The organism is Sinomicrobium endophyticum (genome assembly GCF_052983315.1).
The window spans coordinates 207569-221565 of sequence record NZ_JBRKIS010000041.1; the positions used below are offsets into that span (position 1 = coordinate 207569).

10 protein-coding genes are annotated in these 13997 nt (G+C 42.0%); 3 read left to right on the forward strand and 7 right to left on the reverse strand.

Annotated elements, in window-relative coordinates:
- The first annotated feature begins 297 nt into the window (after nucleotides 1–297).
- The 3 genes from ACVBDU_RS16155 (at nucleotide 298) to ACVBDU_RS16165 (ending at nucleotide 2343) form a co-directional block, all read left to right on the forward strand.
- The gene (locus ACVBDU_RS16155) at nucleotides 298–795 is read left to right on the forward strand and encodes a MauE/DoxX family redox-associated membrane protein (protein ID WP_447180758.1); all 498 of its coding nucleotides are present in this window, start codon (nucleotides 298–300) and stop codon (nucleotides 793–795) included.
- Between the two features lie 109 nt (nucleotides 796–904).
- Complete coding sequence (locus tag ACVBDU_RS16160; protein WP_447180759.1) at nucleotides 905–1936, forward strand: hypothetical protein; 1032 nt, start codon at nucleotides 905–907, stop codon at nucleotides 1934–1936.
- Nucleotides 1937–2052: 116 nt separating this feature from the next.
- Nucleotides 2053–2343 carry a DUF6520 family protein gene (locus ACVBDU_RS16165; protein WP_447180760.1) on the forward strand — a complete coding sequence of 97 codons (291 nt, stop codon included), beginning with the start codon at nucleotides 2053–2055 and terminating at the stop codon, nucleotides 2341–2343.
- A gap of 63 nt (nucleotides 2344–2406) precedes the next feature.
- Here ACVBDU_RS16165 and ACVBDU_RS16170 read toward each other — a convergent pair whose 3' ends face one another.
- The 7 genes from ACVBDU_RS16170 to ACVBDU_RS16200 form a co-directional block, all read right to left on the reverse strand.
- Nucleotides 2407–3849, reverse strand: coding sequence for a TlpA family protein disulfide reductase (locus ACVBDU_RS16170; RefSeq protein ID WP_447180761.1), 1443 nt, complete (start codon nucleotides 3847–3849; stop codon nucleotides 2407–2409).
- Nucleotides 3850–3869: 20 nt separating this feature from the next.
- A complete protein-coding gene (locus tag ACVBDU_RS16175) occupies nucleotides 3870–5285 on the reverse strand; it encodes a RagB/SusD family nutrient uptake outer membrane protein (protein ID WP_447180762.1) in 1416 nt (471 codons plus the stop codon).
- 21 nt (nucleotides 5286–5306) lie between these two features.
- Nucleotides 5307–8657, reverse strand: coding sequence for a TonB-dependent receptor (locus tag ACVBDU_RS16180; RefSeq protein ID WP_447180763.1), 3351 nt, complete (start codon nucleotides 8655–8657; stop codon nucleotides 5307–5309).
- A 168-nt stretch (nucleotides 8658–8825) separates the two neighbouring features.
- Complete coding sequence (locus ACVBDU_RS16185; RefSeq protein ID WP_447180764.1) at nucleotides 8826–9305, reverse strand: protein-disulfide reductase DsbD domain-containing protein; 480 nt, start codon at nucleotides 9303–9305, stop codon at nucleotides 8826–8828.
- A gap of 154 nt (nucleotides 9306–9459) precedes the next feature.
- On the reverse strand, nucleotides 9460–10668 hold the full coding sequence (locus ACVBDU_RS16190; RefSeq protein WP_447180765.1) for a FecR family protein: 1209 nt from the start codon (nucleotides 10666–10668) through the stop codon (nucleotides 9460–9462).
- A 192-nt stretch (nucleotides 10669–10860) separates the two neighbouring features.
- Nucleotides 10861–11469 carry an RNA polymerase sigma factor gene (locus tag ACVBDU_RS16195; protein WP_447180766.1) on the reverse strand — a complete coding sequence of 203 codons (609 nt, stop codon included), beginning with the start codon at nucleotides 11467–11469 and terminating at the stop codon, nucleotides 10861–10863.
- Between the two features lie 713 nt (nucleotides 11470–12182).
- Nucleotides 12183–13880: a helix-turn-helix domain-containing protein gene (locus ACVBDU_RS16200; RefSeq protein ID WP_447180767.1), complete on the reverse strand. Its 1698-nt coding sequence runs from the start codon at nucleotides 13878–13880 to the stop codon at nucleotides 12183–12185.
- Nucleotides 13881–13997 lie beyond the last annotated feature (117 nt).

The following is a 13997-nucleotide window of genomic DNA, read 5'->3' on the forward strand; positions in this document are numbered from 1 at the left end:
GGTTTAATTTGATCGGATTTTGGATATAAAACAGTTGATTTTGTTCTTTTTTGGGTTGCATCGTACACAATCCAAAGAGATTTTAGGTCACATTTTTCCAGAAATGAGGACAGAAATGGCTGGATTTTAGGGCAAAATGGCCCGATTTTAATGAAAAACAGTCGTTTTTGAGTACAAAATACTCTCTATAGGTCATATATTCTTCCAATTGATTTACAGAATTTTACCAACACACGAACAGAAAACCCTATTACACTGGATGACAACATGAGGATATAACGAACAAAAAACGAACTGATGAAACCGATCCTAACAGCTTTGCCCAACTTCTTTAGACGACACAAGGGTATCGTTATCGAGGTCATCTGTTTTCTTTTTATCCTATTGTTTGTGTATGCTGCCGTTAGTAAACTCACCGACGTACAAAAATTCACGGTGCAAATAGGACAGTCTCCATTATTGACCAACATAGCGGGCTTTACGGCCTGGTTTATCCCTATCATAGAAATTTTGATTGCGCTTTTGTTGGCATGGCCAAGGCTCCGACTCTATGGGTTGTACGGGGCCTTTGCCCTTATGGTGATGTTCACTGCCTATATTATAGCCATTCTCAGTTTTAGTGAGCACATCCCCTGCTCTTGCGGCGGGGTACTGGAAAAGCTGGGATGGACAGAACATTTAATATTCAATATTGTATTTATAGCCCTTGCGGCCATAGGCATACTATTACTGACCCCTCCCCGCTACCAACGGGAAGACCTGGCACCCCTCGGAGAACAGGGATATTCGCATTGAGCTCCCTTCCGTCCGGAAGGGCATTGGCTATTGTTTTTTGAACGGCCAAAGATCCTTGCACAACTTGTAACATGCAATCTTACACCCCATGAAACGCCCATCCATCTTAATGCTAATTACTTTCCTCTTTGGGATTTTTATCGTCCTGGCACTTCATATCGCTGCACCTATAAAGGAAAACCACAAGCATACGGGGTTTGAACGGGTGTTTGCTCCAGAGGGAGTGTTGCAGCCCATAGACACCTTGAACCTCGGTAAGCATGGCTACTATTTTGCTGGGACAGACGCGGACAGGGTATTCCTGGGTAACTGGAAGTCCATAGGGTATGTATTGGAATTAAACTCAAAAAACCTGAAGGATAGTGCGTATCATATTATAAAAGCTGACAACCTAAAATACAGATCTTTGGAGGTTAAAGTGGACATTCCTTATTTCTATTTAATTGATGGCAATATGCCTTTTATATATCGAGGGAATATCAGCAATTGGGTAGCTTCACCCTATTTAGAGAACATTAACTCAACTTTTACCCATGCGCAACCTATATCGGATAGTTCTTTTGCCTTAATAAGGGTCAATAACAATTTTAAAGGCACTTTCTGCAAAATTACCAAGGGAAAAAATGGGCCTGAAGTTTACCCCGGCCTGTTGGAAACACAGGAAGAAGATAACATATTTAATACAGACGGTATGCTACATTTTGATAAAAAAATGGAGCAATTGATATACGTATATTTTTATCGTAACCAGTACTTGTGTATAGACACAAATCTTCAATTAAAACATACCAGTAAAACCATAGATACAATTAACAAAGTCAAGATAAGTGTAGACAAAATAAGCTCAGAAAACAGTATGACAATGTCCTCACCTCCGTTGAGGGTCAATAAAAAAAACAGTATCAGTAATGGCCTTCTCTTCAACAACTCCAATATTCTGGCAGGAAATGAAAATGTGAAAAATTTTGAAAGTGCTTCGGTAATCGATGTGTATCGTCTTAAGGATGGCTCATATCAATTTAGCTTTTATATCCAACCCTATGAGAAAAAAAAAGCTGAAGCATTTATGGTCCTAGAAAACAATACCATATTGGTTTTATACGGCCACGATATGGTTAGTTATAGCTATTATCCAATTTAAATTAAAACAGAAACCTTACGGTAATTAAAAATATCATTGCGCGATGACCAGGGGTAAAGACCGAAAACCTGTAGAAAAGAGTAGGCGTCTTTCATTAATTTTTAAAATACAATATTATGAAAAAATTTAAAATTATTATGCCCGTTTTAGTATTTGTTATGGCAATTACCCTAGCATTTGCTATACCAGTTGAGTCTGAGAATTCTTCAGTAGCCGAAATCTCTGAATTCATGCAAGCTGAACCAACAGCAGATGTCCCAGGTCAAGGATGTAAGGCATGTACCTTTGTAGAAAATTGTTCCGGAGGTTCAGAAGTATGTAGATGTGATGTAATTGACTTCGGAGAATTTGATGCCCGGGAAGATAACTGTGGCATGGTTATTAAAAAGAGGAGTGTTTCTCATTAATCTAATCTTTTAAAGATAGATAGGGAATTCATTATCAGAATCCAAAAAAAGGAGGCCATCTTTCTAAAAAGAAAAGACGGCCTCTTTTTTCTTGGACACCTCCGACTCATATAGAATCAACACATCCACATCTCTTTCTTCTAAGGTTAACCGCATACCATATTTCTTAGATAATGCTTTATCCAATTCTTTGTGATTAAACACATCGGCCTCCACTTCGATAGAAACCGGCCCTTTTATTCCGGTTTCATCTATAATAGGCCACTTTTTATTATTATAATCATAAGCAGAAACATAATAAGCAGTAACCGATACCTCCATCCAATCTATAATCTCCGACATAAAACTACGACCTGATGGACCGCTGACTTTAAAGTCAACGTCATTGATCTCAAATAATGATTTTCCCAATCCATTATAGCTTATTCTCGTAGTATCTTTTACAGAAAACACTAAACATTGCCGCTTGCGCTTTTCCCATCTTGCTTTCAATCCAAAATACTTTTCAAGGTCCAATCGCATCATTTTCTGTAACTCTCCTAATGAAGTCGGCTGGTTTATCGTTAGTTGATAACTATAGTAATTGTTGTATTTTGTGGTATCTTTTACCTTAAATACTACTCGATTTCCCGGTCTATTTTCTAAAAGTGTTCTACTATGACCAGATATCATATTTTTTGCTCTCTGTTCATAAGCAAATGCAAATAGCCCTTTTACTGAAGCTCGTTCAGCAACAAGCCCCCTAAGATTTTCAATGTCATAAATAAACCTGCTATTATTCTTACGCTTTTCAACTTTTACACGTGGAAAAAAGCTGAAAAAACCGAAAAAATCATAATCTGCTTCGGTAAGTACCGATTGTGTAATTAGTTTTTTGGCCAAATCTTCCTGTCCATTTCCATTGACAAAAAATGGTTCTCGTAAATTATATCCTCTTTTTGTTTTCATTCCCGAGCTACCATTTTGAGTTATCATAATAGCATTTCCATCAAAGAATGCCTGAATATTTTCTTTTTTTAATTCACTTCCTACTGTAATGGAACGAACTTCTCTATTCTGGTCAATCCACACTATATGTGGAACCCCATTATGTGGAAATAGCTGTTTAGGAACGGAATCCCCACAAGCTATCGGGAATAGAGACATATTAATGCCTAAAACTCGCTCTCTTTTTTCTACCAATGGCTTAACAATAGAATCTCCTTGAAAAGAATTTACAAGGACAATTTGTATTTTGTCTTTAAACATTTCCTGCAAGGAAACTAACTTGGGCCATGATTCAATACATGAAATACAACCTGTGCTCCAAAAATCCAAAATAAGTAGTTTACCTTTAAAATCCGATAATTTTGCTGTTTCCGTGGGATAATTAATCAAGTTGGATAAAGTAATATCAGGAACTGTGTCCCCGATTTCCATAGGTTCATATCCAGCGTCCATTTGTTGTGCAAAAGAAAAGTTGAATATCCATATCAAGAAAACGACTTTTAAATTCGATTGTCTCATAATTGTTTTGTTTTTTTTTATCAGTATCCTGTGTTTTGAATGAGGTTGGGGTTATTATCTATTTCTGTTTGGGGAATGGGCCATAATACATCAGTATTCTCCCAACCGGATTTTATTGGACCAAGTACTTCCCCGGAGTTCTCTGTCCGTTTTAGATCCAGCCAACGATGGCCCCATTCTGTAAAGAGCTCGACATGTCTTTCTTGTAGAATAGCATCCAGTAGTTCTGCTTGTGTACCTGCCGTAGTATTTTCCAAGCCTGCACGGTTTCGAATGCTATTTAGGTCTTCTTGAGCTCCGCTAATTTTCCCTTGTTGAACCCTCGCTTCCGCACGGATAAAGTATTGCTCAGCTAAACGTAATATCATGGAATATTCTGTAACATTGTCGGGGTTAGGCTCCGAACTTATTTTATATTTAAAAGGGTAATTCCATGTTCCTGTATCGTTTGTAAAATTTCCCGTCCAATTGATTTTCCGCTCATCTTCTAATTCAAAAGCATCCATCACATGGTCAGATAAAGCTGCAAAACCTGCACCAGTGGTAAGAATAAAAATCCCGCCTTCATTGGTATTTCCGCTTGATGGTTTTAATTGCCATATGGCTTCATTACTATTTTTTAGAAATACATTATTTAAATCATCCTCCAGAAAATAGTTAGAGTTCTCAATAACTTCTGTTGCGTGGATTTCAGCATTGTCCCATTCTCCAAGATAGAGATAACACCTTGCCAATAATGCGAAAGCTACACTTTTATTAACCCTTGTACGTTCACCTCCAGCATGTGCATAGTTCTCCGGAAGCAATTCTTCAGCATCCTTTAGGTCTTTGACTATCAATTCATAAACCTCAGAAATTGAAGTACGGAGAGCAAATCGATTTTCTTCAAGATTTGTACTGGTTATCAAAGGCACATCATGCCATAGATTTGCCAAATAGAAGTAACAAAATGCCCTTAGAAATTTTGCTTCGCCTTCTAACCGCATACTTACTTCTGTACTGATAGCTGTTGAATTATCCAGGCCTTCCAATACAGCATTTGTTTGATAAATGATATTATAAAAAGACCCCCAAATACTATTTACTCTTCCATTCTCGGGAGTTAGTTCATTGGTATAAAAACCTAAGAGATCAGCTGTTTGCGAGAACTCATCCAATTCATCCGCCGATACTCCTCCTAAAAAAGTAATGCTTGAAAGACCTCCACTGGCAAATCCTGTAAGTAACCCGCTGTAAATACCTCTTATAGCAGCCTCAGCATTTTCATCATTTGTATATACCGTTTCACTAACCAATTCGCTTATCGGTGGGTCAATTTCAACAAAATCTTCACAAGAAGGGACTGTGCAAAGAACTAAAATGGATAGAAAAGAAATCCATAAAAATCTGAAATTAAAACGTCCTGTCTGCCTTTTATATTTAATATTGACTTTCATTGTTCAAAGATTTATTATATTCTAAAAAGTTATCTGTAAACCGGTTGTGAGCATACGTAAAGGTGGTAGCCGCTCAGATACAGCGGATTCCGGATCTAAGCCCTTATAATTGGTTATGGTCCATAGGTTTTGTCCCTGGAAAGTTATTCGGACCTGCTGTAACTTTAACTTTTGTAAGAAATCTGTTGGAAAATCCCAGGAAAGAGAAATATTCTTTAACCGGATAAAGGAAGCATCTACAAACGATTGATCACTTACTCTCCAATTGTTAAGATGTGAATAGTAATATGAAACATCAGTTGCCGAAAACTTTGGAACATCTGTACCATCCCCAGACTGCTGCCAACGATCCATTACATCTACCGGTTGATTTCCCACTCTTGAATCAAAACCAGGAGCTACAAAAGGAAAGCCCCGGTGACTTTTTCCAATCTGTTTTACAAATTGAAAAAAGAAATTCAGTTGCAGGCCTTTATAACTAAAAGAATTATTGATTCCCCCATAATACCGCTGCCCGGCTTCGACAACCGTTTGGGCATCATTTGGAAAGGAAATAAGCCCATCCCCATCTACATCCTGAAATTGGTACCCTCCTGTCTCCACCTCTGCCCCAAGATACTGATATGTCTTTGCTATACTTAAGGGTTTTCCTACAACATATCTATTTGCATATGGAGAACCTTCCAAACTGGGAAACGCTATCAATTTATTCTGAGGAATAGTCAAATTTACAGAAGTGGTCCAACTAAAATCTTTGGATTGCATGTTTCTCGTAGTCAATTCCAATTCCCAACCCATATTCTGTAGTGTAGCGGGTAAATTGGCCTGTACCGAGGTAAAGCCTGTAATTGCAGGAAGTGATAACCCTACCAATTGATTGGAAGAGCGATTTCGGTAATAACTTGTGGATAAAGACAACCTGTCCTTAAATAGACCCAATTCCAATCCCACCTCAAACTTTTTGTTCACTTCCCAACTATAATTAGGATTTGCTACGCGGGCAGGGGTCAATGTGGTTCCTCCTAGGTAAGATTGTATAGAACTATAAGCATCTAAATATCCATAGTCCGGTATTTGATCATTCCCCGTAGTACCATAACTGGCACGTAACTTTCCAAAACTTAAAAAATTATTTTCTTTTAAAAATTTTTCATTGGAAAATACCCAGGCACCTCCTATGGCCGAAAAGTTGCCAAAACGGTTGCCCGGACCAAAACGGGATGAACCATCCCGACGACCGGTCAGGTTGATCATATACCTATTATCCCAATTATAATGGATACGTCCAAAAATGGCATGATATCGGTATTCAGAAAAATTATTGGAAGTTATAACTGTTGTTGCAGCACTTAAATTCTTCAACAGAGCATCACTCCCTATTCCTCGTGCAATTATCTCTTGTGATTCCCTGATATTTTCCTGAAAAGTTGTTCCTACTAATATGCTTAACTGCCCCTTACCTATTTCTCGATGGAAATCTATTTGTGGCTCTGCAATCCAAGTACGGCTATTACTATCTGCAAATCGTGCTTCTCCAGTAGTTATAGATCCAGTGGGATTTCTTGTACTTATTGGTGTCAATACACTTTCCTTATACCGGGTCGTCGTATACCCCACACTAGTTTTTAAATTTAACCCCGGTAACAATGTATAATTAAACAACCCATTGGTTATTAGATTTTCTGTATTATTATCATAAGGTGTTTTTAATTCTAAAAAGGGAGAACCTGCAAAACCCCAAGTACCATCTGCCCAATTGATATTACCATTTTCATCAAAAGGTTCTGGAGCATTAGGAGCTAATGATATAGCTCTATATGTGAAATCTTGATTTGGTAAATTATTTTTGTCCTTTGTAAAACCTACTGTTATGTTTACCTTCAATTTCCTGTTTTCTGACCTATGATTTACATCAAGAAGTCCAGATCCCCTTTCATAAGAAAAGTCTCCGGGAAATACTGTAGATTCACGGTAGTAGCCCCCATTAAATCGATATTGAGTGTTCTCATTTCCCCCTGATATAGATAGTTGGGCATTTGTAGTTTCCGCCGTCCCCCCTAGCAACCGTTTCTGCCAATCGACATCCCGGTTCGTATCCCAGATACCGTTCACGTCATAATCCCTTGCCCTAGGTTCTATTCCATCATTAGAAAAGGCCTCTCGCCTCATCTCCAAATATTGCTGCGTGTTTAATAAATCCATAAAATGGGACACCTTACCAATACCGTGTTGAAAGTTCACATCGACTTGGGTCCTGCCTACACTTCCTCTTTTGGTGGTGATCAATACGACACCATTTGCGCCTCTAGAACCATAAATAGCCGTGGCATCCGCATCTTTTAAAATTTCAATACTTTCAATATCATTTGGATTGATTGCATTTAATGGACTTACCGCATTCGAATTTCTAAAGGCAACGGCCGATAAACCTGTCGCTAAAGAAGTAGACGAAAAAGGTACCCCATCAATAATATATAAAGGTTCGTTGGCATCAGACCTCAAACTATTTTGTCCCCTAATCCTTATAGTGAAATTTCCGCCTGGGAGACCGGTGTTTTGTTGAATATTCACCCCGGGCATCCGTCCTATGGCCGCTGCCATCACATTGGGAACAGGTTGGTTGGCAATTTCATCCGAGGTTAGACGGCTTATGTTTCCGGTGCGTTCTCGGTCCTTTACCTTCCAGTATCCTGCGTTCAATTCCACGCCTTCCAGGGACGTCACATCCTCTTCCATTTGTATGTCTATATTATCAGGTCCTTTTACAGGAAGCTCAACCTTTTTAAACCCTACATAGGAAAAGGTAAGGATGTCATCAACACTGACTCGAATAGTATATTTCCCGTCCGGGTCTGACATGGTGCCCTGCTTCGTACCCTTTATGATAATATTCACCCCGGGCAAAGGGTTTCCTTCGGGGTCGGTAATCGTTCCATTCACTTCAAATTGTTGTTGGTTTTCCCTTGAATTTTCATTGGGTTTCGGGTCAGTGCTATTGTTTGGGACACTCCCACTTTTGGTCAGGATAATGAGTTTATCACTGATGTTATAGCTTACCGGACTATCCTTAAATAAGGTTCCAAGGATGTCCTCAATTCCCTTTTTCCTTGCTTTGACACTAACCTTCCACTCCAGGTCCAAATCCTTTTCGCTGTAAAGGAAACCAAAGTCGGAAATCGCTTCGATTTCTTCAATGACTTCCAATACGGATACCCCCTGCATGTTGAGGGTAATCTTTGTTTTCTGGGCATAGCTTGCGGCTGCACGCAGCTGGAACAACGAAATGACCAAAAGGAGTACAGTGAGTTTCATCTTCAAGTCTGGTTTGGGGACAAGAAAAGGCCCGTCCCAGGGTTTGGTAAAAAATTTCATAAATTTGTTTGGTTTTGGTTAACGCTAAAATCTTAATCAACAACTTCGGGGAGTGTGAGCGCACTTCCCGTTGTGCTTTCCGTTACTTTCCACTTGGGGCTGGGTTCACAGCCTTTCTTTAATATATCCTTGTATTCGAGGTTGAATTTTGGAATCCAACCTCCTTATTCACCCTTGTTTGTGGTCCGGGTCAAGGGTCACTTTAAATTTTCTTTCCTGTGGGGTCAGGCATTGTTCGTCGGAACAGGCCATAAACAAGACCGTGCCTTTCACGATTACTGGAGTTTTGGTACCCGTTTTTACTTTTACGGTCTGTACAAAATGGACCACGCCCTCATAATAGCGGGTATCCAGCATAAAGACATCTTCGTACTTTTCTATGGGAATACCGTCTTCTTTGGCTTCCCCTATCAATTGGATGGCAGGGTTCTCGGTAAAGGTGATGGTTGTGGGGACAGGACCTCCGTCTTCCATATACTGGGAATAGATATGCCATGGATGCTCCATGTTGGCGGTCATATATACCTCATAGGTATCCTTGTCCACTGCTTTGGTAGAAAACTCCCATTCCACAGGGTCTCCACTTTGCGCTTCCATACGAAGCGATAACAGCAAAACCATGACCAGTATGTACCTGATATTTTTCATACAATCGAATTACTATTGAACAATCGTTTACAATACCATAGCGGTTTGTTTGTAATTGACAGGTTCGTTTTGGGGTGGGTTTGCCCTGCCCTACCTTTGGATAGGGCTGTTTTGAGGCATTCCGATATGGGGGTAGTGGGTTTTTGCTCGTTGTCTAATGCGGCGGGGTAATGGTTATGGTGTTGCCTTCCTTGACATAGTTGAATGGGGTGTGTTTCCGGTAAACGTCCAGAACTTCTCCTACTTCTACGGTCTTGTCCTTAAAGGTGGCGGTAAATTCCAAGGGGTTCAGTTTGGGATATCGGTTTTCGATTTCCACATTATAGTGCCGTTCTAGTTTCTTTAGAATCAAGGCAAAGGAATCATTCTTAAAGTAGAGCTCGCCCCGTGTCCAGGCCACATACTTTTCCACCCGCACTTCTTCCACGGCTATGCTGCCGTTTTCCATCACCGCCCGTTGGCCTGGAACAATTTTTACAGGTTCGGATTCTTCTGCTTCGGGCGGGTACACCCCCACGCTCCCCTCTTCCAGTACGGTATAAGTATTGCCTTCGTTCTTATAACTGGTGACATTGAACCTGGTGCCATACACCCTGGTGTTCATTTTGTTGGTAACTACCCTAAAGGGTCTTTCCTTATCCGTAGTCACCTCAAAAAAGGCTTCCCCGTCCAGGTACACGTCCCTGGGTTGGTCCGGCAGGAACTGTACAGGAAAACGCAACGTAGAGCCGGCATTCAAATATATGTGAGAACTGTCAGATAACACTAATTCAAAATTTTTCCCATAAGGCACCTTAAGCTCATTATATGCCAGCTCTTTTGTTGCGTCCTGTTGTGTATTGTTGTATTTCAGTATGTTCTTATCCTGGTTGCCCAGTGTCTGACCTTCCTTGGTGGTAATGGTCCGGGTATCACTTTCATTGATCAGCTGTTGGCTACCGTCCTGCAATTGCAGGGTAATTTGGGGAGGGCCCGCCACCTTATGGTCTGTAAATACCCCAAAAGTGTACATCCCCAGTATGGCGAGGCCCATTACAACTATTAACCCTGATACCATATACAAAGGCCGGAACCCTGTATCCTTCTTTAGTCTGCGCACACCGTGTTGTGCTTCCGTCTCCACCGTCTGTTCCCGTATGGTGTCCCATATCCTGCCCTTGGCCTGTCGCACCTGGGGCTCGTTTTTCCTTTTGGTCAGCAACAGGACCATTTCCCTGGCCCTGTCCATAACCGCTCGTTGTTCCGGGTATTTTTCCTGAAAATCCATCCAGTAGGAGGTACTATCCTCATCGGGTTCCCGGACCCATTGTAAAAAGTAGTCGTCCCGGATAAAATCCTCTTCGTTATAATGCTGATATTCCATAACCATATTACTTCTGATAAAAAGAACGCCTCTTTAACTATATAGAGGGGAAATCGCTAAATGTTTAGAAAAAAAATGACAGTATTTTTAGAAATATTTCCTAAATCACTTTTTATCAATGATTTACACAACTTGATTTTGTATCTTCCAAAGTCCTCTGGAGCATGTGTAGTTACTTTGCCCAGGTTGGTCTCACGGCTGAAATCGCTTTAAATTGCCGTAAAGCTGCTCTATAGCGGTTTTCAGATGGTAGCAAACCTGGCTGTACGGTATTTTGGTGATACGGGCGATTTCCCTGTTGTTCATTTGACCGTGGTACTTAAGGTGGAGAAGCTCCTGTTGTTTATGGCTCAGGGTTTGCATTGCGGACTCTAAGGCTCTGGACAGTTCTTCGCTTTCCTCCTGCCCCATCGGTTCCTCGGGTGCGGTCTCCTTTGTCAATTGACGCTCATTGCCATCCACCAGGGAAAGCATCTTGCCCCGCTTCCGGGCTTCCTCGAAGATGTTCCGGCGCAATACAGTATAGAGATAGCCACGGATGGTCTTGGCCTTGCCCAATCGTTCCCTTTTGTCCCACAACAGGATAAAAAGCTCCTGGATACAGTCTTCCACAAGGGCCACGTCGGGCACCAGTTTCAGGCCATAGTAATACAACGCCTCAAAGTTTTGGGAATAAATGGTCTCGAAGGCTCTGGCACTTCCGGACAGGAATGCCGCCCAGAGTTCCGCATCGCTGTCCGATTGGTGCTCCCGGGGTTTCCCGGTTCCGGACATACTGTTGTTCCATACAATATCTTCCATGGCTCTCCTATTAATGGGTGAAACAAGCATTGTTCCCTGCGCCTTTCAACGCAGGAATGACCAGGTGTGCCGTGGTACAGAGCGGTAGGTGGAATAAGATGGAAGCGAAACGGTGTTGATCAATGTTGGCACATCTTGGCACGGCAGTGCTGCTGCCGGTTCACATTTTTTGCAAAGGGAAAGGATTTGGGTAGGTACCAATAGGACATACTCCGGTTCCTCACATTGCAAAAACAAGAAGCGTCTTTATATAGATACATGGTCCCATGACTGTATCCACTGTTCGCGGATTTCCCTTTGGGGAAGGGCCTCTTCCCCGTTCCAATGATGGACCGGAAAAACAATTTGGTCATGGACTCCGATGGATTTCAACCCTTGGGGCCCAAAATCATTAATATGGTATGGAATAGTTCAAAGTTATGAATATTAATCAAAATTAATGGCATATTGTATGACAATAGGGACAAAATCCAAGGGGGTAGTGCGAATTCCAAAAACCTTACACACTGTAAAACAAAAGGTTATCCCATTCTCACAATACCCAAGAATGTTGTAGCGACCTGGTTGCCAGTTTCACCACTTTTGTGGAATGCCTTTGAAATTTGTTTTTTCTTACGTAGCAGGGAAAGATAATACATAATCTGATATTGGTATTTTCAACCTTTTGACGGGTGGACTTCCTTAATAGTTCCTCGAACCCACCTAAACCACGATTAAGCATTGCTCAGGGCCTCACTGCCCCCTTCCTGGTATGCTTCCTGCTCATCCAAGACCCTGCAAAAATAGGCCGGGGAACTGCCGGTACGGTGTTTAAAGGCCCGTACAAAACGCTGGACACTACTGAACCCGACTTCTTTTGCCATGGCATTATAGTTGTATTTCCGGTATATCTTTTGGTGCGTGAACAGGTCGATGATGTGTTCTATCTTCAGGTCATTGATGTACTCCACGATTCCCTTGCCCTTATAATGGGTAATGATCTTGGATAGGTATTTGTTGTTGGCATTGAAAGAGGCGGCCAGTTTGACCAGGTTCAGGTCTTCCTTCAAAAAACCTTTGCCCTCTTCAAACTTCTGGAGCTGTTTCAATATGTCCTTTGCAACTACTGGGTTGATGTCAAGGGCTTCCGGTCTGGCATCCTCTACCTTCGGTCTGGGGCCGCCTTCCTTGATCTCCTGCATCAATTTTTTGAATTTCCGTTTGTCCATGAGACGGCGATAGGCCAAAATGAAGGCGGCAATAACCAACAAGCCGGTGGCCATGCCCCAACGCAGGTCGCTGGTCTTATTGTCGGCCAGGAGTGCTTCTATTTCACTTTCTTTTTGCAGGAGTTCCCGCTCGGTATATTCCTTATGGATCTGCCCGGATAGGTAACGGTAGGTCTTGCCCAGGGACTTATCGGCCCTTAGGAGCTGCTTGATATAGTACAATTGGGTTTCGTTGTTGCCCAGTTCCCCATAATGGTCAATGAGGAGTTCATAGTTTTCCCGGAGGTCCGGCCGCAGATAGTCCCGTTCGTTATAGATCTGGTCCACCTTTTTGAAATACGGTATTGCCCGATCCGGTTGTTTCAGGGCCCAATAGCTCCGGCCTATATAAAAGTACCCTACCGATTCGTTGGCAAAGTCGCCCTTGTCCGCTATTTGGGGCACGACTTCTTCCAGGGTCTCAACGGCCAGTTTGTAATTTTCCCTGAAATAGTGGTTGACCCCTTCGGAATGTTTGAAATAGACATCCATGCTATGGTTGCCCGAACGGTCGGCCTCCTCCAATCCCCTGGCGTTGGTCTCGGTGGACAGCCCATAATTGCCCATCCGGTTATAGCACAGGCCAAGGGAGTGCAGGCTGTTCAGGTACGGACGGGTATTGTGCTTTTCATAATACGCAATACAGTCCTGGAACAGCCGGATGGCATCGCCATAGTATCCCAGATAGTACTTGATATGGCCTATCATGTACTGCACCTTATGTTTTTGGTAGGCATCCTCGGTATGCTTCAGGTAATCATAGGCCATGATATAATGGTCCAGGGCCCTGGTATGGTCCTTTTCCCCATAATAAACGAAACCTTTGGTGAGGTAGGCGGCCCCGATCAGGGCGGAATCCCTTGATTTCCGGGCCACAGAAATCATGCTGTCCGCATAGGTATGCCGTAATCGCTCTTCGGAATGGTGCAGGTAGTTCTTGTAGCCGTTGACGATCTCCTCAACATTGTTCTCCTTTTGGGCCTTATGTAAAAAAGCCTGGAGATAGCGCTTTTCACGTGCCCGGTCCTTAGTGGTCCTGATGGTGTCAAAAAGCACGTCATAGCTTTTGTCCATTATGGAGTCGGTTCCTTTTTCTGTCCGTTGTAGTGGCAATACCGCAAAAAGGGAAAAAACATATACGGCCACATAGGTTGATACATACATAGCTAGGGGTGTTAGGTTGGTTGCTGGCAATGTAAGGCAGGAAATTTTGATTGCCAGTAAACTAATCCATTGACCGATAGGATCTGAAAACCAGATACATCCATCTTAAGGCTAACC